The sequence below is a fragment of the Levilactobacillus brevis ATCC 14869 = DSM 20054 genome (assembly GCF_001433855.1).
Taxonomy (GTDB): Bacteria; Bacillota; Bacilli; order Lactobacillales; family Lactobacillaceae; genus Levilactobacillus; species Levilactobacillus brevis.
In genome coordinates, this window is sequence record NZ_AZCP01000005.1 from 17,581 (window position 1) to 42,670 (window position 25,090).

The 25,090-nt window shown below is 46.7% G+C and carries 25 protein-coding genes; 14 read left to right on the forward strand and 11 right to left on the reverse strand.

Annotated features, from left to right (window positions below):
- Positions 1-49: 49 nt before the first annotated feature.
- Both FC61_RS09895 and FC61_RS09900 read right to left on the reverse strand, forming a co-directional pair.
- The gene (locus tag FC61_RS09895) at positions 50-685 is read right to left on the reverse strand and encodes a YczE/YyaS/YitT family protein (protein WP_258421238.1); all 636 of its coding nucleotides are present in this window, start codon (positions 683-685) and stop codon (positions 50-52) included.
- An 18-nt stretch (positions 686-703) separates the two neighbouring features.
- On the reverse strand, positions 704-1,141 hold the full coding sequence (locus FC61_RS09900; RefSeq protein ID WP_021741497.1) for a MarR family winged helix-turn-helix transcriptional regulator: 438 nt from the start codon (positions 1,139-1,141) through the stop codon (positions 704-706).
- A gap of 272 nt (positions 1,142-1,413) precedes the next feature.
- Here FC61_RS09900 and FC61_RS09905 point away from each other — a divergent pair, with 272 nt between their 5' ends.
- From FC61_RS09905 to FC61_RS09930, 6 genes are all read left to right on the forward strand, one after another.
- Positions 1,414-2,820, forward strand: coding sequence for an MATE family efflux transporter (locus FC61_RS09905; protein WP_021741496.1), 1,407 nt, complete (start codon positions 1,414-1,416; stop codon positions 2,818-2,820).
- A gap of 95 nt (positions 2,821-2,915) precedes the next feature.
- Positions 2,916-3,527: an HAD family hydrolase gene (locus tag FC61_RS09910; protein WP_021741495.1), complete on the forward strand. Its 612-nt coding sequence runs from the start codon at positions 2,916-2,918 to the stop codon at positions 3,525-3,527.
- A gap of 104 nt (positions 3,528-3,631) precedes the next feature.
- On the forward strand, positions 3,632-4,051 hold the full coding sequence (locus FC61_RS09915; protein WP_021741494.1) for a PTS sugar transporter subunit IIA: 420 nt from the start codon (positions 3,632-3,634) through the stop codon (positions 4,049-4,051).
- Entirely contained in the window at positions 4,048-4,551 is a 504-nt protein-coding gene (locus FC61_RS09920) for a PTS sugar transporter subunit IIB (RefSeq protein WP_042516666.1), read from the forward strand. The genes FC61_RS09915 and FC61_RS09920 overlap by 4 nt, the downstream gene beginning before the upstream one ends.
- A gap of 87 nt (positions 4,552-4,638) precedes the next feature.
- Positions 4,639-5,424 carry a mannose/fructose/sorbose family PTS transporter subunit IIC gene (locus tag FC61_RS09925; RefSeq protein ID WP_235803831.1) on the forward strand — a complete coding sequence of 262 codons (786 nt, stop codon included), beginning with the start codon at positions 4,639-4,641 and terminating at the stop codon, positions 5,422-5,424.
- Between the two features lie 13 nt (positions 5,425-5,437).
- Complete coding sequence (locus tag FC61_RS09930) at positions 5,438-6,265, forward strand: PTS system mannose/fructose/sorbose family transporter subunit IID (RefSeq protein WP_024525658.1); 828 nt, start codon at positions 5,438-5,440, stop codon at positions 6,263-6,265.
- 56 nt (positions 6,266-6,321) lie between these two features.
- On the opposite strand, the gene FC61_RS09935 is transcribed toward FC61_RS09930, so the two are convergent.
- From FC61_RS09935 to FC61_RS09950, 4 genes are all read right to left on the reverse strand, one after another.
- Positions 6,322-7,365, reverse strand: coding sequence for an AI-2E family transporter (locus FC61_RS09935; RefSeq protein ID WP_021741490.1), 1,044 nt, complete (start codon positions 7,363-7,365; stop codon positions 6,322-6,324).
- Positions 7,366-7,503: 138 nt separating this feature from the next.
- On the reverse strand, positions 7,504-8,634 hold the full coding sequence (locus FC61_RS09940; protein ID WP_021741489.1) for a GGDEF domain-containing protein: 1,131 nt from the start codon (positions 8,632-8,634) through the stop codon (positions 7,504-7,506).
- 177 nt (positions 8,635-8,811) lie between these two features.
- Positions 8,812-9,459: an EAL domain-containing protein gene (locus FC61_RS09945; RefSeq protein WP_021741488.1), complete on the reverse strand. Its 648-nt coding sequence runs from the start codon at positions 9,457-9,459 to the stop codon at positions 8,812-8,814.
- A gap of 118 nt (positions 9,460-9,577) precedes the next feature.
- On the reverse strand, positions 9,578-10,147 hold the full coding sequence (locus FC61_RS09950; protein WP_021741487.1) for a TetR/AcrR family transcriptional regulator: 570 nt from the start codon (positions 10,145-10,147) through the stop codon (positions 9,578-9,580).
- A 156-nt stretch (positions 10,148-10,303) separates the two neighbouring features.
- Here FC61_RS09950 and FC61_RS09955 point away from each other — a divergent pair, with 156 nt between their 5' ends.
- Positions 10,304-13,099, forward strand: a complete 2,796-nt coding sequence (locus FC61_RS09955; protein ID WP_021741486.1) for a YhgE/Pip domain-containing protein — start codon at positions 10,304-10,306, stop codon at positions 13,097-13,099.
- Positions 13,100-13,238: 139 nt separating this feature from the next.
- On the opposite strand, the gene FC61_RS09960 is transcribed toward FC61_RS09955, so the two are convergent.
- Together FC61_RS09960 and FC61_RS09965 are read right to left on the reverse strand one after the other, a co-directional pair.
- On the reverse strand, positions 13,239-14,153 hold the full coding sequence (locus FC61_RS09960; RefSeq protein WP_021741485.1) for a metal ABC transporter solute-binding protein: 915 nt from the start codon (positions 14,151-14,153) through the stop codon (positions 13,239-13,241).
- 140 nt (positions 14,154-14,293) lie between these two features.
- The gene (locus FC61_RS09965; protein WP_024525651.1) at positions 14,294-15,409 is read right to left on the reverse strand and encodes an LCP family protein; all 1,116 of its coding nucleotides are present in this window, start codon (positions 15,407-15,409) and stop codon (positions 14,294-14,296) included.
- A gap of 367 nt (positions 15,410-15,776) precedes the next feature.
- Between FC61_RS09965 and FC61_RS09970 the strand changes: the two genes are divergently transcribed.
- The 4 genes from FC61_RS09970 (at position 15,777) to FC61_RS09985 (ending at position 19,966) form a co-directional block, all read left to right on the forward strand.
- Positions 15,777-16,724: an AEC family transporter gene (locus FC61_RS09970; protein ID WP_011667339.1), complete on the forward strand. Its 948-nt coding sequence runs from the start codon at positions 15,777-15,779 to the stop codon at positions 16,722-16,724.
- Between the two features lie 38 nt (positions 16,725-16,762).
- Complete coding sequence (locus FC61_RS09975; RefSeq protein ID WP_024525650.1) at positions 16,763-17,794, forward strand: DMT family transporter; 1,032 nt, start codon at positions 16,763-16,765, stop codon at positions 17,792-17,794.
- Positions 17,795-17,934: 140 nt separating this feature from the next.
- A complete protein-coding gene (locus tag FC61_RS09980) occupies positions 17,935-18,606 on the forward strand; it encodes a 2,3-bisphosphoglycerate-dependent phosphoglycerate mutase (RefSeq protein WP_021741483.1) in 672 nt (223 codons plus the stop codon).
- A 127-nt stretch (positions 18,607-18,733) separates the two neighbouring features.
- Positions 18,734-19,966, forward strand: coding sequence for a serine hydrolase domain-containing protein (locus FC61_RS09985; RefSeq protein ID WP_024525649.1), 1,233 nt, complete (start codon positions 18,734-18,736; stop codon positions 19,964-19,966).
- Between the two features lie 133 nt (positions 19,967-20,099).
- Here FC61_RS09985 and FC61_RS09990 read toward each other — a convergent pair whose 3' ends face one another.
- Positions 20,100-21,434, reverse strand: a complete 1,335-nt coding sequence (locus FC61_RS09990) for a C1 family peptidase (RefSeq protein ID WP_035464379.1) — start codon at positions 21,432-21,434, stop codon at positions 20,100-20,102.
- A gap of 145 nt (positions 21,435-21,579) precedes the next feature.
- Here FC61_RS09990 and FC61_RS12490 point away from each other — a divergent pair, with 145 nt between their 5' ends.
- Positions 21,580-21,750: a hypothetical protein gene (locus FC61_RS12490; RefSeq protein ID WP_021741480.1), complete on the forward strand. Its 171-nt coding sequence runs from the start codon at positions 21,580-21,582 to the stop codon at positions 21,748-21,750.
- A gap of 110 nt (positions 21,751-21,860) precedes the next feature.
- On the opposite strand, the gene rpiA is transcribed toward FC61_RS12490, so the two are convergent.
- Positions 21,861-22,547, reverse strand: a complete 687-nt coding sequence (gene rpiA / locus FC61_RS09995; RefSeq protein WP_011667345.1) for a ribose-5-phosphate isomerase RpiA — start codon at positions 22,545-22,547, stop codon at positions 21,861-21,863.
- Positions 22,548-22,554: 7 nt separating this feature from the next.
- Entirely contained in the window at positions 22,555-22,896 is a 342-nt protein-coding gene (locus FC61_RS10000; RefSeq protein ID WP_021741479.1) for a hypothetical protein, read from the reverse strand.
- Between the two features lie 178 nt (positions 22,897-23,074).
- Here FC61_RS10000 and FC61_RS10005 point away from each other — a divergent pair, with 178 nt between their 5' ends.
- The gene (locus FC61_RS10005) at positions 23,075-23,614 is read left to right on the forward strand and encodes a dCTP deaminase/dUTPase family protein (protein WP_021741478.1); all 540 of its coding nucleotides are present in this window, start codon (positions 23,075-23,077) and stop codon (positions 23,612-23,614) included.
- A 94-nt stretch (positions 23,615-23,708) separates the two neighbouring features.
- Positions 23,709-25,085, forward strand: a complete 1,377-nt coding sequence (gene radA, locus FC61_RS10010) for a DNA repair protein RadA (protein WP_042516665.1) — start codon at positions 23,709-23,711, stop codon at positions 25,083-25,085.
- Positions 25,086-25,090 lie beyond the last annotated feature (5 nt).

Consider the following 25,090-nt stretch of genomic DNA (forward strand, 5'->3'; position numbering starts at 1 on the left):
GCTGGGAAGTGTACCGAGCGGACTGATTCTTTTGGTTTGAATGGCAGGATTAAGCTTGAATCCAAGTGACTAATTGCGGCCACCATCGGGTATAAGCGCTGACGAGTCGGCCAGTGATTAAGGCCGATAGTATGGTTCCCTCCCGGACGCCGACTAGCCCGTGAAGGCCAAATAAGGCCAAGATGATCGCGACAACAACCATTGCGCCATCACACCAGACCTTGGCTCGGGGGAATTCTCGGTGGGTAGCGACGGCAACGGCACCTGCTATGCCTTCGCCAGCCATCACGATTGTTTTCGAATTAACCTCAAAGAAGACGCCCCAAGCGAGAATGACAATACTGAGTAAGGTGGCTAGTAGCTGGGCCCCGTAGTGCTGTAGTGGCAGCCAGCTTAACCAGTGAGTAAAAGCATCAATTAAGACACCGAAAATAACGGAAGGAATTAGCTGCAACCAGGCCCAAGGGGAAAACTCATGGCGCAGAAAGGCCGCTTCTAATAAGATGAGCACGATCATGAAGAGAATCGTGACTTGCCCAATTGTGAGTGGGGTCATGAGACTTACAACATTAGGAATGCTAGAAATTGGCGAGGTTCCCAAGCTGGCAAGTTTGGCGAGAGCCACAGCAATGGCCATAAGGATTAGGCCAAATGTGAGACAACTATAGTGTTTTAAAAAAGAGATAAATGCTGTCGTGAGTTTTCAGTTCCTTTCTTGTCGCTGTTGGAGGGTCTGGTAAATGGCCGCAAGCTGTTGACCAGTCACCTGAGCATTAGCCTGTGGGGTTGTCGCAAATAAGGCCTGCCACCACGCGCCCATCACTTGACGAATCTGGTCGGCCTGCTGGTAGCCAGTTGGTGTTAGGGTAATGCGTTGGGCACGGCCATCTTGTGGATCGGGAGTCCGCTCAACCAATTGTTTAGTGGTTAAAGCGCGTAAGTCACGAGCGACCAGACTGGGGTCTAGTACCATTTGATGGGCAATCTCCCGTTGCGTGAGTCCGGGATGATCGGCAACAAATAAGAGCAGGTCGCCTGTCGTTGCTCGCAAGTCGAGGGCTGCAATTTGCTCATTGAAGTCATGCTTAGATTGGCGGTAAATACTGGCAATATATTTATTAAAGGTAATGGGTTGAGTCATGAGTAACCTCTTTTATAAAAAATAGTGGATAAGTCCATTAAATTCTTAAATTGGAGACTTGTCAACCAGTGAGTTAAATGACAAACAGATAACAATTGCTTGCCGCAATCGTTTTCAACGCAAATGGGTCTTCAAAAAATCTTAAGAAGCGTGTAAGATTATTTCTTAATGGCAAAGACTTCAAGCAAAAAGACTGACATTCGTCTGGTTAGGCGTTATGATAGTTTTCTTGCGTCAATTTGATTGACAAAAAATTCAAAGGAGGTCCGCACATGAGCGACTTGACCAAGGGTAATTCCCTGAAACTAATTTTCTTCTTTACGATTCCACTGTTGATTGGTAATCTATTCCAACAGTTATACAATGTCTCTGATACAGTGGTGGTTGGCCAAACCCTTGGTGTTAAGGCGCTTGCCGCTGTGGGGGCCACTGGTTCAATCAACTTTTTAATTATTGGGTTTGCCCAAGGGTTGACGGCGGGATTAGCGATTATTACGGCTACACGATTTGGCGCCCGGGATTATAAGGGCGTCCGGCAATCTTTTGCGGCGAGCATCATTATTTCAATTTTGATGACGATTGTTTTGACGGTTCTGTCACTAACATTTGTTGACCCGATTTTAAAATTAATGCAGACACCAGCCAGTATTTTTGCCAATGCGCGGATCTTTATCAGTACCATCTTTGCCGGAATCTTTGCATCGATGGCGTTTAACTTGTTATCTAATATTATTCGTGCACTGGGGGATTCCCGAACGCCATTAATCTTTTTGGTCATCGGGACCGTTGTTAACGTTGTTTTAGAGTTATTATTTATTTTAGTCTTTCACATGGGGGTTGCCGGTGCCGGCTGGGCGACGGTCATTTCCCAAGTGGTTGCTTCCTTGTTGTGTGTGGTGTACATCATTCGTTCGATTCCGTTACTGCACATTACGCGGGATGATTTCAAAGTGAGTGCTAATGAATTGTGGCAGCATTTTTCAACAGGGATGCCCATGGGTTTTCAGCTATCGATCATTGCGATTGGGACGATGGTGATGCAGGCCGCCCTGAACTCGTTAGGGACTGACTCTGTGGCTGCTTCTACGGCTGCTTCTAAGGTCGATCAATTGTGTTCTCTACCAATGTCCTCATTTGGGGTAACCATGGCTACTTTTGCCGCACAGAACTTTGGTGCCGGTAAGTATGGGCGGATCATGGAAGGGGTTAAGAAAACTCTCTGGCTGTCTGGTAGCTTTGCCGTCTTTGCCGGAGCCTTGGTGATCTTTTTTGGGAAACCCATTGTGACGCTGATTATTGGAACGGCAGACGAACATGTTATCCAATTATCTCAGACCTACTTCAATATTATTGGGAGTACTTACCTGCTATTGAGCGTGCTCTTCATTATTCGCAATACGCTACAAGGACTGGGACGACGGGTCTTGCCGACGCTTGCCGGTGTTGGTGAATTAACCATGCGGGTCTTTGCCGCTTTGGTCATGGTTAAAGCATTTGGCTATGCTGGGGCCGTTTCCGCAGAACCGTTGGCTTGGTTAGGTTCCTGTGCGATTTTGATTCCATCATGGATTCGAGCGGTTCGGCAACTTCGTAATCTGCAACGTTCGGTGGAAGTGGTCGAAGGGGAGCCGGCGACAACGGCATTACCCAAAAAAGCCGTGTCAGCAGATTCCCATTAGGCAATAAAGCATGATAAACTAAGGTGTGGCCTTCGGGTCAGACCTTTTTCTTTTATACGATCTTAAATTTTTAATGAACGAGGAGTGCTGGCCAAATGAAGACGTTTATTTTTGATGTTGATGGCACCTTATTAGATACGGAAGCCATGTATATGAAATCGTTACAAGCAATCTTACACGAACGCGGGATTGAGCGATCTTATGCGGAACTCGCAACGACCTTTGGCATTCCTAGTAAAGACGCGTTGATTCGCCTGAACGTCCCCGATATTGAGGGTGTATTAGCCGAATGGGGCCCACGAACCCAAGATTATCGGGATACGGTTGCCATTTATGATGGGATTCCGGTTGCCTTGGAACAATTACGGTCAGCGGGGGCCCAACTGGCCATTATGACCTCTAAGCGTCGATTTGAATATGATCGAGATGTTGTCAGCTTAGGATTGGACCAATATTTTGACCAGGCAGTGGTTGCTGAAGATATTGCGCATGGTAAGCCAGCACCTGACGGGATTTTATTGGCGATGCAGCGATTAACCGCCCAACCAAGTGACACCATCTATTTAGGCGACACGGTGTATGACGCTGAGGCCTCCGCGGCAGCTGGCGTCACCTTTGGCTTTGCCGCTTGGAATGGACGAACACCGCGGGATTTTACGCCAGATGTTAGCCTAACGACTCCGCAGGCCATGCTTGATCTGTTGTAAAAATACCGGAGTGGTAGATGGAAACGCTTTTTTATGCTATATTAAATGCAGACGCCATTTACAGAAAACGGCTAATTTAGCGGAACGAATAAAGGGGTGGCAGAATGCTCGCCATAATCGTCACAAGTCACGGAGAATTTGCCCGTGGAATTTTGCAAAGTGCAGAAATGATTTTTGGAAAAGCCCAAAAGGTTGTTGCGGTGACATTAGCGGCTAATGAAAGTGTTGAGGATTTGGCAAATCATTACCAAGCAGCCATCGCAGATATGCAACCCGTTTCGGAGTTGCTGTTTTTAGTTGATCTGTGGGGTGGCTCACCATTTAACGCTGCGAGTCGGGTGGTGGCCCAACAGCCAGATAAATATGGCCTCGTGGCTGGTCTGAATTTGCCAATGCTAATTGAAGCATTGTCCATTCAGAATCAAACGTTAGCGGAAGTGATTCCCCATCTTGAGCGAGCGGCTCAGGGCGGAATTCGCCATTTGGATTTACAAGCAGGTGCAAGAGAGGACGACTTATTATGACCATGACAATTAAATTAGCGCGGGTTGATAACCGCTTATTACATGGTCAGGTCGCTACGGTCTGGACCAAGACGGTTAAACCTAATCGTATCTTAGTGGTATCGGATGCGGTTGCGCAGGATCAGTTACGTAAGGTCTTGATTACCCAAGCGGCGCCTGCTGAAGCTAAAGCTAACGTGATATCGGTGGCTAAAATGACCCAAATCTATCAGGATAGTCGGTTTGATGGGTTTCAACCGATTATCTTAACCGAAAGCCTAGCTGAGATGGCCCAACTAGCAGCCGCTGGCATTGATTTGACCGCTACAGGGGTTAATGTGGGTAATCTGCCATATACGGCGGGGAAAACGATGTTGACCAACAGTGTGTCGGCCGATGCAGCCGATGTTGCAGCGGCCCGACAGTTGGTGGCGGCCGGGGTACCTGTCTATACGCAGACAGTGCCAACCGATCGACAACAGGATTTCTTGACATTGGCAACTAAAAAAGGCTTGTCTTAATACCTCACTCGGTGGGTTACTCTCATCGAGCGGGGTGTTTTTGCGAGTAAACAGATTTAAGATGATATGAAGGGAGTCAAGCAGCTAGTGAATGTTTGGGGTGTATTACTTATCGCCTTTTTGGCCGGGGTTGAAGGGGTGATTGACGAATGGGAATTCCATCAGCCCATTGTTGCCTGTACCCTTGTGGGATTGGCAACGGGGAATTTAGTAACGGGGATTGCGCTGGGGGCTTCACTTCAGTTGGTCACGTTAGGGTGGATGAACATTGGTGCGGCGGTGGCACCAGATCCAGCATTGGCTGCTGTGGTGGCTGCTTGGTGGGTGAGTGGCCCGGCACATCTGCCGGTCGCCATGGGAGTCATTGTGGCGATCCCATTAGCACTGATTGGTCAGGGGTTAACCCGCGGATTACGCCAACTGATCGTACCACTGGTTCGACAGGCTGATGTGGCAGCCGCTAATGGTAATTTACGACAAATTGATTGGCTACAGCGCGGTGCCGTGGTCTCACAAGGACTACGGGTGTTAGTACCGACGGCCCTATTAATGATGGTCCCAACGCAGTGGTTGCAAATAGGCTATCAGGCAATTCCAGCGGTACTGCAAGGTGGATTGCGCGTGACCGCCGGTTTATTGGTTATTGTCAGTTTTGCCATTGTGATTAATATGATGGCAACGCGGCAATTGTGGCCGTTTTTCTTCATTGGATTTGCACTGGCCACGGATAGCCACCTTAGTCTGGTCGCTTTGGGGCTGATTGGATTTGGCTTAGCCATCATTTACTTACGATTGGGCCATCCACATGGTGGTGGCACCGGCCCAACCTCTACGGATGAAGATGAATTGGATCGTGAACTAGATGACTTGTAAGGAGACAGCGAACATGACAGATTCGGGAGCACCAAAAACATTAACCTTAGGCGACCAGCTTTTGATTTTTGGCCGCTCTGGATGGGAACAGGCTGCTTGGAATTATCCGCGGTTACAAAATCTGGGCTTCTGTTATATTATGATTCCGGCAATTCGACGGCTCTATGCGACTGATCAGGCTGAAATGCGGGCTGCGGCTCAGCGACACCTAGAACTCTTTAATACCATGCCCTATATGCAGTCCTTAATTACGGGAGTGACATTATCTTTAGAAGAGGATCGAGCGAATGGAAAACCTGTGAGTGCTACCGACATCAATGCGGTTAAGGTTGGGATGATGGGTTCCTTGGCCGGTGTGGCTGATCCGGTTTGGTGGGGCACCTGGCGGCCAATCCTGAGTGCTTTTGCCGCTAGTTTGGCTCTGAGTGGGTTCGGTATCGTTGGACCACTGGTTTTCTTCTTAGGTTGGAATTTAGTACGACTCGGGTTTCGATGGGGCGCGCAGCGTTGGGGATATCGGCAAGGCCTGAAAGTGGTGACGAGCCTCAGTAGTGGGGTCTTACAACAATTGACGTTGGGAGCTTCAATTGTGGGAATGTTTGTGATGGGGGCCATCATTCCCCGATGGACTCACGTTAGATTGGCCCCAATTATTGCGACGAGCCACCAGACAACCTTATCGCTCCAAGCAATGATGGATCAATTATTGCCGGGACTCGTTCCCCTCATCTTAACGGTGGGGTGTGTGGGGTTGCTACGGCGCCATGTAAAACCGTTGTGGCTATTAGCGGGTGTCTTTGTATTGGGCATTGGCGGCTACTGGTTAGGCATTTTCTATTGAAAAAAGGTGGTCACTGGTCTTTACTCAGTGATCACCTTTTTGGATTGGCAACGTTATCAATGATGGTTTGACTCTATGGTCGTTGGTCGATGGGGCTTGAGTTGCACGTCGAAGACTTCTAAGAAGAAGGCAACCAGTGGCACGCCGACGATTAATCCCCAAGCGCCGACGATTCTTTCACTAACGATTAATGTAATAAAGGTCACGAAAATAGGCAAGTTAGTCGCATTGGCCATGAGACGGGGATGAAGAAAGTAAGATTCAAACAAGTGAATTAAAATCACGAGAACTAACACCGCAGTCAAGCGCAGAATGCCACCACTGATAAAAGCGATAATGGTCAGTGGAATGAGCGAGATTAACACACCAGCAACCGGAATCAAGCCGAGAAAGAAAACCATAATTCCGAGAATTAAGAGGCTAGGCATGCCGATTAACCAAAGGCCAATCACCATCAACACTGTATTGATGGAACAGATCATCAATTGGGTTTCGATAACCGTACCGAAAATAGTCACAAATTTCAGAATCAACTCACCCATGGGGACAAACAAACGGGAAAAGCGGCTTTTGGTAAATGCATGAACGAAGTGGCGTAACTGGGTCTTCGTGAGATTGAAAATAAAGCTAAAGAAGAAGGCCAAAATAACGGTTTCCACACCAGAACTAAAGCGGGATAACTTAACAATGCCACTTGTAAATAAGGTTTTACCGTTGTTGATCACTGAGGCATTTTGAGTCAGATTTTTAATCCATCTGGTCAGGGTGGTTTCTAATTGGGGATAGGTAGTGACCAGTTCCTTGAGCGTGTGTGGTAATCGGGAAACTTCCGTGACCAGTGGCGGGATGATTTGCGCAAATGCAGCTACTAGAATCCCTAAAAAGATCAGATACACTAACAGGGTCGCAATTAAATGGTGAACGTGAAGCCGGTGTTCAAGTCCCATAGTAGCCGCATTACCAAGATAGATGAAGATGATCGTGAACAGCGTTAAGGATAAGAAGGCCCGGGCGTTCCAGGCAAGGATGATGAGCAAGATTAGTGCAAAGTAATAAGCAGTTAATGGGCTTTGCCAAAATCGTTTCAGAGCAGATACCATGTTGTTATTCCCCCTCGAGATAAGTACTTTAAGCCTACACGCCACCAATGGGGAATGCAACCAGCTACTGATGAGCAATACCAAACACCCCACTCGACAGTTAATTTGTCGAGTGGGGTGTTTGCGATAGGTCGTTAGTTATTGGATCGTGACGCGATCCCGGCCAGTTTGTTTGGAGTGGTATAAGTTACTATCTGCGCGATGGAAAATATCGACTCGCTGATCGTCGTCAGTACGAAGTTGGGTCACCCCAACCGAAATACTAATCGAGATTTGATGACCATCATGAGAGAAGTGTGCCTCACGAACGCGCTGCGCGATAGAGTGAACTAAGGGCGCCGCCTGTTCGGTGGTATAGCCAGTAAATAGAATCGTAAATTCTTCGCCACCAGTGCGGTAGAGGTGAAGGGTTTCATCGAGTTCACCAAGTTGCTTAGTCACTAATTGGGCGGTGTGGCTGAGAACGTAGTCACCGGCTAAATGCCCATAGGTATCATTTACTTGTTTGAAGTGGTCAATGTCAAACAACATAAGCGTTAGTGGCTGATTTGTTGTGCGACTGTGGGCAAATTGTTCTTCGAAATCATTTTTAAAAGCAAAGTAGTTATTAACGTGTGTCAATTCATCAAAGTTAGTGGTGTAGGTTAACTGGGCCAGAGTTGCGGCACCGGTCATAAGTGAATCAACGTAGAGGTACATCATACTTAACAATAGGAAGATGAATAGCATTTCCCACAGAATATTAGTCGTCGTGAGGTGAAAGCGAAAGCCGATAAGGGCCCACAAAATTGCTGATAAGATCAGTGATGGGATGATGAAGCGGAAATAGTCTGTCCAATGATCTTGTTTACGGGTGCGCATGGCCTTCATGACGTAAAATAAGGCGACGTAGACACCGGCATAAATCCAGGAGAGAGGGATCCCTAGCGTGCCATTAATGCCCATATAGATGAGAATTGTACCAATCGTCTCCCACCAATGAATATCCATTAACAAGAAATAACTGACAAAAACGACCGCAAAAATTTTAAAATTGCTAAAAACCCAACTGTTAGCTGAGTCGCGAACTGAGAATTGGAGGCCAAATATGATCACAATCATATAGAGGAGGCCAAAGACATTCCGAACAGTTTCGGGGTCGGGATGGTAGCCGAACTTTTGTAACAGGCGGACGATCCGGTTGGTTAAAAACCAATATAAGGTTAAGACCCCCAGTAAGAAAAAGAGACTTGTAATTGCGGGCGCCACGAACCAGTGTGACCAGGTCATGGTTAGTTGTCCTCCAATCTGCTATAAGTTTCAATGTTAATTAGTCCATTAATTACATATTAATTCATTTATTTAACGACTGCTATTAATATCATATCATATTAGTAAAAGTTAAAAAAATGCCCAAAAATAAGACAACGGCCACTGTCGTTGTCTTATTTTTGAGATGAATGAGGATTAAACCAAGCTAGGCTTGCCATAAAGGTAACCTTGATGGAGTGTAATGTGATTTTTCTTGGCCAATGCTTGATCTTTTTCATCTTCGACACCTTCGAGAATTAGGCGTAGCCGATAATCACGGGCAACCTGAGCCCAGAACGCTAGACTCGATGGGATTAAGGCCTCTTCACCGGTTTGCCGGAGATTTTGCATCGCGAATTTGATTTCATCGACGAACGGCAGCAGGTCGCGAATATTTTGATAAGTATTTGATCCAGTGCCAACATCATCGAGAACTAGATCAATCCCATACTGATGCACAGCAAGACTGAAGGTCTTTATCTCTTCAAGCGAAGGTGCCTCGGTCAACTCAATGGTTAGAGCGGCTGGGGCAATCCGTTTTTTCAAAGCGATGATCGATCCTAGTGTCAGTGGATTTCGCAATTGCTGATTGTCAATGTTAAATGCTAAAACCTGATTATTGACAGCTGTATGCAATGAATTAGCGGTTTCCTCCAATAGTTTCGTTTGTTCTGGGATAGAGATATCTGTGAAGTGTTTAGGTAATACCCAGCAATCGTGCTGTTGTTTGCGTAAAAGTACTTCATAGCCAAAGACTCGGTGATTATCTTGATTAATTTGTGGTTGAACAAAAAAATGATACATAACCGTGTGCTCCTTTTAGTAGCTTTTTTTGCTGGTAAATCGGCTTGTTAGTTTACATCCATTTTAACGCATTTTCGAAAAAGAACAACGCCTATATCGTTTATTCCGATGACGGACATTAACTTTTAAGAAATCCACGAAGTCCGGTGAGATTTAAGGCCACTATTTTTTGTTTCAGCTCAGCAGACGACATCTCAATTTGACCCGTAATGCGCAGCCGGAACAGGGTTAAGGTGCCGTCGATAAGAAAATTAGCGCAAATCTTGGCATCGGCTTTGCTTAGGCCATAACCGAGTTGAAAGTTTTGAGTTAAACCGATGGCAACTTGGCGCTTAGCCCGCCGTGATACAAAGCTATAGTCGTCAGAGGTGAGGATAAAGGTGTAAAAGTCTGGGGCTTCTTCGAAAAAAGCCGACAGACGGTCGTACCAGAAGCCAGGTTCGACAGTTGAATATGTCGTTCCTGGGGTGGGAAACAATAGTTTTAAGAGTTTATCGGCAATTTCGTCAGCGAAACTGTAGGCCAAGTCGTCGATAGAGTCATAGTGCAAATAGAATGTCTTGCGATTGATATTAGCTTCATCGGTGAGTTGTTTAACGGTAATGTCATGGTAAGGATATTGTCGGGCAATTTTACGATAGGCCTGACGTAAGGCTGTTTTGGTACGTTGAACACGTCGATCGGTCATCAGTTCCTCCTAGTTAGACCCCAAATGAGGCGAAAGTGTGGCTTAATCCTCAGGTTGGGTCTTTTTGTTGTGGAAGTTCTCCGCCAAAATACGTATGCTGTATGACCGAATGAGGTTAAGTTGTTCACACTATAGCATAAACAAGGGGGAAGTGCGATGATTAAAGCAGAATGGCGGTATTTAAAACAGCATAAGCTGCTAATGATTGTTTTATTTGTGATTATGTTGATCCCGTCGATATATGCAGTAACCTTTTTAAAGTCGATGTGGGACCCTTATGGGAAACTATCAGATCTGCCGGTGGCTGTGGTGAACCATGACCACGCTGTAGATTATCAGGGGCAACACCTGGCAGCCGGGCAGACTCTGTCAACCAATTTGCGACACTCTCAGGGGATGGATTTCAAAATTGTTGGTGCCCAAAGTGCCGCTCGGGGCCTCAAGGCGGGAAAATACTATATGATTGTGACGATTCCACAAAACTTTTCGCACAACGCGACGACATTAATGACCAAACGGCCAAGTAAGATGGTATTACATTATGAAACGAGCGCCGGGCACAATTTTACTGCGGCTAAGATGACGGAAAGTGCCGCCAAAGCGGCCGCACAAAGCGTGGGTGAGCAGGTGACGAAGAGCTATGCACAAACGATGTTTACGTCAATCAAAAAGTTGGGAACGGGATTGACGACGGCAGCAAAGGGCAACCACCAGTTAGCACAGGGTAGCCGTCAACTGACGGTGGCGGATCAAAAGGTCGCCGGTGGTTTAAAGACGTTAGCAGCTAGTTCTGTCAAACTAACTAATGGTGAACAGACACTTACCGAGCACCTGCAAACGTATGTTACTGGCGTCAACCAAGCTCAAGCGGGAAGTCAGCAACTAACAACGGGGTTGGACCAACTGTTACAGAAGTCTCAGCAATTAATTGTGGGCAGCCAAAGACTGGCAACGGGGAGTCAACGGGTCAGCAAAGGCGTGGACGCCTATACGCAGGGAGCAGACCACGTGAACGTGGCTGCTGGTCAATTAGCCAGTGGGTCACAAACGGTCAGTACTGGGGCCCAACGGTACGTTGCTGGTGTGACGAATGCCAATGCTGGTGCTCGGACGTTGAGTCAGCAGTTAGTTACACTGAATCAAAAGACGACTCAGTTAAATACCAATTTGAACCAGGTGGCTGACCATAGTCAGTCGTTAAGTTCGGGTGTCGGACAATTGACGACCGGTAGCGCGGCACTGGCAGCGGGGTTGAAGAAGGTACAAACGACATTTGGTGGCTCGGCCACGCAACAGGCGGCCTTAAAACATGCGGTTAGTCGCTTGGCAGAGAGTACGACAACCCAGGCCGCAGTTAAGCAGGATGCAGAAAAGTTAGAGACGGCCTTAACGACAATGACTAACGCTAAGACAACAGCTGAGTCGAGCTTGCACAGTCAACTAGCAGCGACTGCGGATAAGGCTGGATTAACGGCTAGTCAAAAGGCGGCAATGTTAAAGACGGCCGACACAGCCAGCAGCCAGAACGATCAATCTTTAAATGCGGTCCAACGGGCGGCCCAACAATTAAGCCAAGATCTGAGCGAACTGCCAGATAGTACGAATGTTGCGGCACTTTCAACCCAACTCACGATGGCCGCAAGTAAGCAGAATGAATTGGCGACGGCAATTGATACTTTGACGATTAATGCAGACACGCTCAGCCAGCATTTAGCGACAGCCAATTCGGGGTTATCAGCACTGAACACGGGGTTGCAAACATTGGCGTCTAAGTCCACTCAGTTAACTAGTGGTGTCAGTCAATTAGCTGATGGGGCAGGAACTTTGGCTGCTGGAACGCAAGCGTTGCACACTAAGGGAAATTCTCTAACAGCTGGTACGACAAAGCTGGCTTCAGGAAGTAGCCAGTTAGCGACGGGAACCCAACAGTTAACAGCTAAAAATCAGCAGTTAACTAGTGGGGCAGCCCAAGTGACTGCGGGTCTGACGAAGTTAGCGCAACAGACGCCAGCGTTAAAACAAGGGGTTACAAAGCTGGATACCGGGGCGACTAAGCTGACAAGTGGCTTAACGACCTTGGCGACTAATGGACCAAGGTTGACGTCGGGGATGCAAACCATTCTTGCTGGTAATCAGCAGGCAACGGCTGGCACACGGAAACTAGCAACTGGGGCCGAGTCAGTGACGACTGGCACAGCCAAAGTACAAACGGGTAATCAAAAATTAGCTACCTCACTTAAAAAGGCGGGGGATCGTGCGACGGTACATCCGTCTCAGCTAACTTACCGGCAGTTTGCTAAACCAACGACTACTAGCCATACGGAGCGCGACGATGCACCCAATAATGGCACGGGAATGGCACCATACATGGTGTCTGTCTCCCTCTTTGTGGGGGCTTTGGCCTTCAATATGATGTTTGATATGTATACACCACGGAAATATCCGCGAAGTGGGGTGGCTTGGTGGACAGGTAAGGCATCAATTATGGGGGCATTTGTTCTAGGCGAAGCGATACTGATTATCAGTCTTTTGGAATTAATTGATGGTCTGGCACCCGTTCATGCATGGGCAACTTTCGTGATGATTTTGTGCACAGGAGCGGCCTTCATGGCAATTGTGTATTGGCTGAATTTGGTGTTAGGACGACCGGGGGCCTTTTTCGCCATGATCTTGATGGTGTTACAGTTGGGTGGCTCGGCCGGTACTTACCCAATTCAGCTATCGAATGGCTTTTTTAACGCCATTCATCCCTGGTTGCCGATGACCTATTCTGTCAATGGATTACGGGAGACGCTGATGATTGGAAATACAGCGCTTCCTGAGATGGGCATATTGTTGGGGGTTACGGTGGCCTTTTCTGGATTGGCAGTTTTGTTTTATGCACGACGTCATGGTCGGATATCGGCGATGGATTTTACGGATAAGGTGCCGGGTACGCAGACTAAATCCTAATTTAAGGGACCAGTAGACTGAATGACACGGAAATAATTTGCAATAATAAATAGGGTTTCCAAGAAGCTACCTAGTTCTTGGAAACCCTATTTATGGTATTAACCGATGTGGCAATATGTCAGCGAGGTCTTTCGCTGGGTTAGTGGGCCGCTTCTTGCTGAATCTTGGCAAGCTGGCGGTATTGAGATTGCATCCAACTCAAGTAGGTCTTACCTTTAGGTAGTGTTTCAGTAACGTTTAGGACGGGGACGTGATGTTGCTTGGCTAATTTGACCATAGTTGCGACAGTTTTGTCACTAGCTTGGGAGTTGTTTACGAAAAAGGCAATTCGGTGATTGATGATATCTTGGCGCATAGCTTTGATGGATTTAGGCGAAGGATCGGTGCCATTTTCAACGGCCATTTCAAAGCTAGAATTATTACGCCGATAGCCGAGGGCCGTTAAGGCGTAGTCAAAAACAGGTTCGCTAACGTCAACTCGTTGTTGATGACTTCGCTGCTTGAGCGTCTTTATCTGTTGCTGTAAGGGGGCTAGGTGGCGAATATAAGCGGCAGCGTTTTTTTGATAAATCTGTTTGTACTTGGGGGCCTGTTTACCGAACTGAGTGGCAAGGGCATTAGCTAGAGCCGCCATTGTCTGTGGATCATACCAAAGATGCTCGTTGTCCCCAACTCTTTTCTTCATAACATCTTCACCGACACGCAAATTAGTGACGCCCTTACGTCCAGAGCTCTTCACGAGCTTTTGCATCCAGGCGTCATAACCGATGCCGTTGGAAAGAACCACATTGGCCGTGGTGACAGCCTGTGCGTCTTTGGGGGTGGGGTCAAAGTCATGCGGATCAATGCTAGGACTCTTAATGATTGTCGTGACAGTACCGTGATCCCCAAGGACGGCTTGTGCCACTTCACCATAAAAGTCGAGACTGGCAACGACGTGGATTGGCTTTGCCTGACTAGTGGTAGCTTTCTTTTGGGACGAACAAGCGGCTAAGGTGCCACCGAGTGTGAACAAGACGATTAACAAGGATAGCTTTTTCCAAAAAGATGACATGATTTTCTCTCCTCAATCTAAATAGTAATTATTACTATTTAGATATTATAGAAAAATTGTCAAATTGGCAAGGGGAATTTTTAATTTCGTGTAAATAAAAACCAACCATTCGCAAAGGAATGGTTGGTTTTTATAGTTTATTAGTAGCCGTAACCACTGTTATCACTGCTACCGTATGCGGTAGAACCAGTCGTGTCAGTATCAGCATCCGTTGTAAATTTAGTCGTATTGGCTAATTCCAATGTTTTACGAATATGATTGGACACTTTTTTAAGCTCACTAGTTGTTGGGACTTGGTAAGATAAGCCATCAATCATGGCATCTTGTCCTTGTAGTGTTTCTGACTTGATATGATGAGAAGCGTCTCCATATTTAGCCCGAATCTGCATCAGATCATCGAAGGTCAAATCAGTCTTCAAGTTACCATTGAGTGATTTGAGGATGGTTTGATAGCGTGTAATTGATGATAAGCCAGCGGCCTTAACGACCATTTTCTGAAGGACCTGCCGTTGTCGCTTTTGCCGGCCATAATCACCTAACGGATCTTCGTGGCGCATCCGGGAGTAGGCGAGGGCTTGCTTGCCGTTCAAGTGAATCTTCTTACCCTTGGTGACATTAGCGGCACCATAATGGAAAGTCAGTGGTGGTGTAACATCGACACCACCAACAGCATCTACCATTTTTTCCAAGCCACCCATATTCACGATGGCATAAAAGTCGATGGGAATATCTAGCAGATTCTCAACGGTCTTTACAGCCGTTTTCGAACCGCCAATGGTGTAAGCCGCATTAATCTTTTGAACCGAAGCGTTGACACCAGAGCCAACCGTTACCCGTGTGTCCCGAGGGATACTAGTGAGATAGGCCGTTTCCTTTGTCGGATTGATGGTGGCAACCATCAAGGTGTCGGTTCGGCCGACATCAGAACGTCCTAAGGCCCCCGTATCAGTCCCCATTAACAGAATCGAGAAGGGTTTATTCTTCTTTAAGACCGCTGAGACATTACGACTTTTAGCTGCGTTAGAAGATTCATAGGTTTGACTGAACGTTTTTTTGGCCGAGTTCCATGCTTGATACCCGTAAGCTAGGCCCCCGCCTAGCAATACGAGTAGGGCAATTACGATAGTCCACATCACGGGGCGATGGGGATGTACCTGTGGTGCTTTATAGTGAGAGTTACGGTCGGCACGGCTGCTATAGACCTGTTCGAAATCTTCCGGTCGATGTTGCCGTCTTGTTTCGTTATCATTTGGCATAGTTATTTCCTCATCCTCATCAAAATCTTTACCCATTATAAATCGGAACGGGGCCTTATAAGGTAAAAAGGCCCGTTGACTTTACCAGATCTTAAAATTCCCCTGGAATTAATCTGTAGACTCAATTAATTTATTAGACCATAAAAACGGCGATTCGTAAACGTTCGGACCGGATAAATTCGTGAAAAACTGGGCCAATTAGTCCAAATTTTAAAAAATCTTAGTCATTGTCAAGGTAAGGGTAAGGCTGATAAATGTGGAATTGTAACCGGTTGCGTCAAGGATAGATAGCAGGGGCGTGCTATAATTAAAAGCGTTGCTTAAGAAACTCTAATTTTTTTACAATCTTTAACAGGGAGGTCCCGGAATGGCCGTCTTTATTCGTAGTGTTTCCGGTGTTTTAATTATCTTAGTGATGATTGGCCTCGGGTACGTTCTATCGCGGCGAGGGTGGTTTGATGAACAAGCCCCTAAGCTGATCGCACGGTTGGTTACCCAAATTGCGTTGCCAGCTTACATGATTAGTACGATTACAGCGAAATTCTCGGCAGAGACCTTGAAAAGGACTTTACCGGATCTCCGTTTTCCAGTGGTGTCGATGCTAATTATGTTTGGTCTGTCGATCCTAGCCTTTCATATTTTCCGAATCCATCCCAATCGGCGGGGATTATTTGAGTCCATGTTTTTGAATTCAAATACGGTTTTTGTGGGTCTACCCGTCAATCAAGCCTTATTTGGTGAAAAAAGTTTGCCATTTGTGTTGGTCTATTATATGGCCAATACCACGTTTTTCTGGACACTGGGTGTGTATCTGATTCAACGCGATGGGCAAGCTGGGTCAAAATTTGACCTTAAGCAGACTTTAGGTAAAATCTTTTCGCCACCATTATTAGGCTTTATGGTGGGGGTCTTGCTGGTCTTATTAAATATCCAATTGCCTAATTGGATTATGCAGGACTTTCAATACGTCGGAGGGCTGACCATTCCCTTATCGATGATCTTTATTGGCACGGCGATTGCCGGGGCCGGGTTGCAAAATGTTCGGTTAGACCGTGATAGCTTGGGGATTTTACTAGGTCGGTTCATTATTGCGCCGGTGTTAATGGCCTTGTTGGTATTGCCAACTGGTATGCCAATATTAATGAAACAAGTCTTTATTTTACAGGCAGCGATGCCCGTCATGACCAATGCCCCGGTCGTGGCTAAGTTGTACCACGCTGACGCTGATTATGCCGCCATTATGGTAACCGAAACGACCCTCCTAAGTTTAGTGGTGATTCCGATTCTCATGGTCATTGTGCAGCACGTGGCTTAAGTTACGGGGTGTCTTTTAAGGAGGAACGAGTTCTAGTTTTGAGAAAAACACTGTTATACATCGCGTTTTCAACGTTAATGTTTAGTTCGATGGAAATTGCTTTGAAGTCGGCGGGTGGGGCCTTTAATCCCATCCAATTGAACCTAATTCGGTTCTTTATCGGTGGGTTAGTCCTCTTGCCAATCGCGTTACGGGCACTACATAAGCAACATCACCGTTTGACCAAGTCCGATTGGGGCTTGTTTTTTCTAACGGGGTTCGTGTGTGTCATTATTAGTATGACCCTTTATCAACTGGCAATTTCTGTTGACGAGGCCTCAACGGTAGCTGTTTTATTCAGCTGTAACCCAGTCTTTGCTTTAATCTTCTCTTACCTGATCTTGCATGAACGACTCGGCCGTGCAAACTTGATAGCCGTGATTGTTTCAATCGTTGGGCTAGTGGTGATTGTTAATCCCGCACATTTGACGAATCCAGTCGGACTGATTTTGGCAATTGGCTCAGCGTTAACTTTTGGGTTGTATAGCATCGTTTCACGATGGGGATCTGTACGGCACCAGTTTAATGGCATTATTATGACCTGTTTCACATTCTTTGCGGGGGCCTTGGAGCTCTTGGTGGTGATGTTAGTCACGCATATTCCAGTTGTTGCCGGCGGTATGCGACAAGTTGGCTGGTTACGCCAGTTTGCGGCACTACCGATTTTGCAAAATGTCAGTTTGCAGTATTTTTGGATTTTGTTCTTTATAGGTGTTTGTGTGACCGGTGGTGGTTTCGCCTTTTACTTTTTGGCAATGGAACGCTCCGACGTGTCGACAGCGTCACTGGTGTTCTTCATCAAGCCGGGGCTAGCGCCCATCTTGGCAGCCGTTTTAATTCATGAAAAGATCTTGACCAATACCATCGTTGGGATTGTCATTATCCTGATTGGGTCTGTGATTACCTTCATGGGTAACCAAGTTAAGGCTCGCGAATCGGCTTTGGCTGAGGAAGACGCGCGTGAATTTCAAGAAGCGGATGATGCGGTTGCAACTAAATTGACGGTACATTCAGAGTCGCCAATTGATTAATGCAATAAGACTGAACAGGGGCGAACTGCCAACTGTTCAGCTTTTTTTATGAGAAGAACTATGCGTGAAAATTTACACAAGTTGTGGGTAGCTATGTTATGATTAGCGGTGAGAATTGAGATAGAAAGGAAGCGTGATTAATGGCAACACTGGTCATATTACGGCATGGAGAGAGTGTCGCCAATCGCGACAATATTTTTACCGGATGGAGCGATGTCCCTTTGACTGCTCGGGGACGAGAACAAGCTCAAGCGGCGGGACAATTAGTTGCGCAGACCGGGATTCAGTTTTCAGCGTTGCATACGTCAATGCTCCAACGCGCAATTGTGACGTCACACATTGTGCTTGCTGCGATTGACCAGTTGTACATTCCAGAGTACAAGTCTTGGCGGCTGAATGAACGGCATTATGGCGCCTTGCGAGGGAAAAATAAAGCCGTCATCCAGCAGCAGGTAGGTGAACAGCAGGTTAAGATTTGGCGACGAAGCTTTTCTGCCGTCCCCCCACTGTTAGATCATGTGAGTCAAGATCGACGTTACGATGTATTTGGACCGCACGTTGAGCCCCGGGGTGAGAGCTTAGAAATGGCGTACCATCGCCTGATGCCTTATTGGGAAGACCAGGTGGCACCGCGGTTGCTCGATGGTCAAAACCAGCTCATTGTGGCTCATGGAAGTACGTTGCGGGCGCTGATTAAGTATCTTGATCGGGTGGCGGATGCTGATATTAGTCAGGTAGAAGTGGCTAATGGTGAACCGATTCGTTATGAATTTGATTCGCGGCTTAATGTATTGGACAAACAAGTGCTTTAAATTGTTTAAAGAAATAATAAGTTCGGTTAGTCGGCGAAAATAATCAGGTGATCTGATTGTTTTTGGCCGGCTTTTTCGTATAATCAGGTTAAAGGTTAGATTGACTCTAATTGGGGGATTGAGAAAATTGAATAAACGAAACTTACGCCATTGGGCGGTTTTGCTCGCTGTCATCGTGGGGATTGGCGGCGTGGTGTTGGGGATGCACCAAATCGATCAACAAGACAAGCAGGAAGTTGCGGCGACTAATCATCGGCATGCGCGGCAGACCCATGCGGTGATTGCTAAAGCGGCGGCGATTAGTCGGCAACAGCGCAATCATCAGAAAACGGCGTTTGATAAAGCTAACTCTGGTAAGTCGGCCCCGAAGTTCAGTGCACACTTGCGGCAAGAATTGAAGAATCGAAAGTTCGTGGGCACGGCTTTGGTGGTTAAGAAGGGTCATGTCGTGTATCAACAGGCGTTTGGGATGGCCAATGCCCAACACCATAAGAAAAATACGGTTCGGTCACAATTTATGATTAATTCTGTCCAAAAGTCGATGACGGGGATGCTGGTGATGAAGGCTGCCCAGACTGGGCAATTGCAATTGACCGATAAGTTAAGTCAATATTACCCATCGATTCCTGGGAGCCAACGGGTCACCATTCGGCAAATGCTGAATATGGAGGCCGGGATCGTTGGTCAGCTGCGGCCTGCTACGACCTTGACTGAAAATGAAGTGTACAAGTATGCCAGTCAAAATGCCAAAGTGGATGCGAAAAAGGTTGGGCAGTTTGACTATCAACCGATTTGTTATGCGCTACTAGCGGGGATCTTGCATCAGGTCACGCATGATTCTTACTACGAGTTATTTTATCAGCAACTAGTGACACCACTGAATTTGAACCATACGAGTTTTGCTCAACTGCGAACGACGACTAAGGGCATGACATTGGGATATGCGGGTGCCGTTCCACGAGATTACAGTCAGCCGCATAAACCGGCGCCAGCCAATTTAGCGAGTCAGCTAGCGACGGGGAATGCAACGATGAGTGCGGGGGATGTCTTCCGGGCAGAACGGGCGATCATTTCAGGCAGTTTGTTAAGTACTAAGGCCGGGGCTAATGTACTCCATGAACGGCAGCAATCGATTCATTACGCTGGTGGCATGTATCATTTGGATAATCAACGTGGTTATTATGGCCATGGCATGGGTGATGATTATGAGAGTACCTTTGTGATGAGTCATGACGGACAGACCGGTGTGGTGTTCCTGTCGAATAATTTTGAGAAGAAAACGATGTACCCTGAGTGGTCGACGGAAGGTTTAGCGATGGCGACCTTTGATCATATTATGAAACCAATGAAATTGAAATAACCAGGTGTCAGCGGTGAACGTGTGCCGCTGACTTTTTTTATTGACGTATTGGTACACGTATAGGTGCGTGATATTATCGTGACAATATAAAAAACGCCCGAGAAAATTCTCGGACGTTTTTTCGAGTAGCCAATTAAGCTAAAGCACCCATTGGGTCCCATGGTGCTAGGACAGTTGGTTTCTCAGTTTCTTGAGTAGTCTTCAAGTCAGCTGGCAAGAATTGTTTGTTAACCACAACTTGGTAACAATACTTGTCCAACCAAGCATCACTCATGACGAAGTAACCCTTAGTTCCGACCTTTTCACCCCAGGAGTTTTCAACCTTCCACTTGGTTGGTTGACCATCGACTAAGTCAACGCCAGTTAAGACCATGGCATGGGTCATCAGGCTTTCGCCGTAGTCCAACTTTTCAGCTTTAGTCATGGAGAAGTCAACGTTAAAGAGGGTATCTTTATCGTAGTACTTAGTGTCCATGATTCCCTTTTGCCGTTCGGATTCTTGACCAACATCACAACCGAACCAAACAGATTGGCCAGCTTGGAGTTGCTTGATGGCTAATTGCTTAAAGTCTTCGATGGAGACGTTCAAGTGCTTAACCGCGCGTCCGCCAACGACGTTACCCAACATTTCCACCGTGTAGGTGTGATTGTATGGCTTGTCAGCTGTTGGGGCGTTAATAATGGAAACGTAATCGTTGAGATCCCAACCGACGTACTTATCGAAGAAGGTCTTAGGTGTCAGACCTTTATCAATGTGGTAGTTTTTATCGTCATCACGATATTCGAAATCAAATTCGCTTACGGGTTCGCCCAACGTAAAGGCTAAGATCCGGTAGTCTTCTTGAAGCATCTTGTCTTTAGCAGCTGCGATTTCATCGTCGCTCGCTTTGTCGGCAACCAATTGACGTAAGATAGTGGCATCCTTACGTAGCTTTAAGTTCAGCGTGCTGTTGAGCTCGTTAGACTTGGAACTGTTGTAAGTTTCGGGCATCACAGACTTAGGGACGATTCCGTACTTTTCAATGATGGCACAGAGCATATCCCATTGACCACCATCTTGTTGTGGGGTTGTCATGAGAAAGGCCACTTTACGGCTAGACGTTGGTTGATCTGCCGTTGCCAAAACATTTTCGTAGAAATAGTTGGCCTTTTCAAACTTATCCCAGAAGTATGTGTAGTTCTGGGATAGTTCAAAGTCGCTTAACTTAAAGAGATCAGCTAAATGATGCCGCATGGTATTTAATGCAGCAAACATCCAGCAACGACCACTTTGCTTTTGGTTGGCCACTTTACCTGTGTCCAAGTCGATGGAAAATACTGGGCTCATGTCGGCTTCAGAAGCATAGTCGGCTGCTGTGGCTAAGATTCCTTGATGCGTCACGGCACGTTCGATCACCTTGGCACTAGCATCGCTGGCTAAGGCTTGTTGATAACGAGCGGTTTGATCCGCTGTGATTTCTTTACTCACTATCTTCACTCTCCTAACTATTCTCTCATTGTACGCCAATCTTCTCATTTTTTGTATAGCTTTAGAGAAGTTGGCGAAGATTCGCTAGTAAATCACGGTAGTATAGGGGATAATTGACAGAAATGACTTCTAAAAATGAGCGGTTATGTGGGCCATTGGTTCGGGGACAGACGATAGCTTCTCATTATTGAATGGGGGTGGGAAAGTGGTTAATTTAGGCGATTCAATTTACTACCTGGTCTGTTTTGTGGTGCTCTTTGCCTTAATTGGCGGGATCATTTTTGGGATTTATTGGGTGATTCGGCATTTTAAGTAATACTGGACTACTGGACAGGGGCGTTAACCTGGTCCGGTGAGTCGTTAGCTAAAAAAGCCCATTTGACGGCGAGAAACCGGCAAATGGGCAATCAGTTATTAACTATTTAATTAGTCGCGAGCATTCAAAACTTCGGGACCGTCCTGACGACCAACGATGACAGTGTTGACCGTGTCTAAGAACAGACCGTGTTCAACGACACCTACAATGCCATTGAGTGTATTCGCTAAGTCGTGGGGGTGATCAATCCGGCCGAGGTGTAAGTCAATGATGTAGTTTTTGGAATCGGTCAAGACATGTTCACCAGTATCTGTCATCCGGAAGCTGGGGTTGAAGCCCATCTTGTTTAGCTTTTCTAGAACGTGGCTGGAACCAAATGGAATCACTTCTAAGGGGAGTGGGAAGGCACCTAAATGGTGAACCATTTTGCTTTCGTCAACGATCCACATGTTTTTAGTGGAGTTGATAGCGACAATTTTTTCCCAGAGATGAGCGGCACCGCCACCCTTGATTCCTTGGAAGTTGTCATCAATTTCATCGGCCCCGTCGATGGTTAAATCGAGGTGATCGACTTCGTCAAGTTCCTTGATGGTAATCCCAAGGGATTCAGCTTGCTTGGCAGAACGGTCTGACGTGGCAACACCGATGATGTGTAGGCCTTCATTTTTAACCCGTTCCCCAAGGGCATCAATCATGTAACGGACGGTTGAGCCAGTCCCGATGCCTAAGATCATGCCATCTTCAACGTATTTAACTGCTTCTTGACCAACGAGGGCCTTTAATGCGTTTTGATCCATTAGTAAATTACTCCTCTTCTACGTGTTCTAAGTGTAAAGCGGCTGGTTGAATTGCCGCCGCACCGGTCACTGGCAACTGATTGGCTGCCAATAATTGTGGTGCTGGATGCTGGACGAAGTACCGTTTGGCATAGGGGTCCAACACATTGACTGTGACGTTAGCGGCCGTTGCAAGCTTAGTAAAACGATTTATCAGTTGCTCAGCTAGTTCAGCCGCAGGTTGGTTGGGGCGCACAAATAATTGTTCCAAAACCCAACGTGAATCGCTTAACGGTAGATAGTGTAAGCGCGCCAACAGCTGTTCATCAACCGTGATACTCAGTTGACCAGGTTGTTCCGTGATTGTCATACGGGCACTCCTTTCATGACCAGTCTTACTCTTTGATTCTGGTCTATCAGGCGACACTTGTCAACTCCTTTTATGGATGGAAAAAACTTCTTAAGAGCGAAGAATTTTACTGGTAATCTACGGGCAGGTTGCTTATTCTGGTAACAGAACGAAAAAGATTAAGGGAGTGCTGTTAACCATGCAACGAGGATTTGAAATTGTGAGTAAGTACGCGGATCAGGGATTAACACTGCCTTACCGAACGACTAAACAATCGGCGGGTTATGATTTTGAGTGTGCCACTGATTTTACCTTACCGTCCATTTGGCGACATGATGTGTTGCATGCCTTTAAGCAATTACGTCACCGTGAGGCGTTGACAACTGATGAACTGACAGCGGGGCAGCATGATTTAAAACCATACCTGGTCCCAACGGGGATTAAGGCCTACATGCAGCCGGGGGAAGTCTTGATTTTAGCCAATCGATCGAGCAATCCATTGAAGCATCAATTAGTATTGCCCAACGGTGTCGGCGTGATTGACGCAGATTATTATAATAACGAGAAAAACGAGGGTGAAATTTTTGTGCAACTCCTGAATTTTGGCCTCCGCGATGTTGTCATCAAGAAAGGCCAGCGAATCGCGCAAGGCATTTTCATGCCATATTTACGGGCCGATGATGAACAGGCACCGCAACAGGAACGTATCGGTGGCTTTGGCTCATCTGATCGGACTTAATTGATTCGTAAATTCCCTGACAGACTAGTGGGGATTTATCGGTTAGATATGCTAAAATATACACAGTAGACCAATTTGAAAAAGAGGGATGAATGTGGCGAAACCAAGAACAACGTATGTGTGTCAAAATTGTGATTATAGCTCACCCCGTTATTTGGGGCGTTGTCCCAATTGTGGTGAGTGGAACACGATGGTGGAAGAAGTCGTCACACCGGCTGCCGCCAAGCCACAATCAACCCGGACCACTGCTTCCGGAGAACGGTCACACCCACAACTCATGAGTGAGATTAAACACTCAACGGAAAGCCGAACGAAGACGCAAATGGAAGAACTGAACCGAGTGCTGGGTGGGGGAATTGTGCCGGGATCTTTGATCCTAATCGGTGGTGATCCTGGAATTGGAAAATCAACCCTCTTGCTTCAAGTATCGGGGCAACTCAGCCAAACAGGCGGTAAAGTGTTGTATGTTTCTGGAGAAGAAAGTGCGTCACAGATTAAAATGCGGGCGGATCGGTTAGTCGTCAATAGCGACCACTTGTATCTTTATCCAGAAACTGATATGGCCAGTATTCGCGCGAACATTGAACAGATGAAACCTGATTACGTGGTCATTGATTCCGTTCAGACCATGCAGGCGCCGGGAATCGAGTCGGCGATTGGTTCGGTCTCACAAATTCGTGCGGTCACTGGTGAGCTGATGCAGATTGCCAAAACCAATGGCATCACTATTTTTGTGGTGGGGCATGTGACGAAGGGCGGCGCAATTGCCGGTCCTAAGATTCTGGAACACATGGTAGATACGGTTCTTTACTTTGAAGGTGACCTCCATCATACGTACCGAATTCTCCGAGCGGTCAAGAACCGATTCGGGTCAACGAATGAGTTGGGTATCTTTGAAATGCGTGAAGGTGGCTTGTATGAAGTTGCTAATCCGTCAGAAATTTTCTTGGAAGAACGATTGAAGGACGCAACCGGCTCGGCCATTGTGGTATCAATGGAAGGTACGCGGCCAATTTTGGTAGAAGTTCAGGCGTTAATTACACCATCGGTCTTTGGTAATGCGCAACGCACATCCAGCGGCCTGGATCGTAATCGGGTGTCGTTGTTGATGGCTGTGCTAGAAAAACGGGCCAATCTAATGCTCCAAAATCAAGATGCATTTTTAAAGGCAGCAGGTGGCGTTAAGCTGGATGAACCGGCGATTGATTTGGCAATTGCACTGTCGATTGCATCGAGTTATCGCGATACGGCCACGCAGCCAACGGATTGTTTTGTCGGTGAAGTTGGCCTGACTGGTGAAATCCGTCGGGTTAATCGAATTGAACAACGGGTTGCGGAAGCGAAAAAACTGGGCTTTAAGCGGATCTTCATTCCCAAGAATAACCTTCAAGGGTGGACGCCCGATCCCGGAATTGATGTGGTCGGCGTGTCAACGTTACGACAAGCGTTAAAACTGGCTTTGGACGTGTAAGGCCA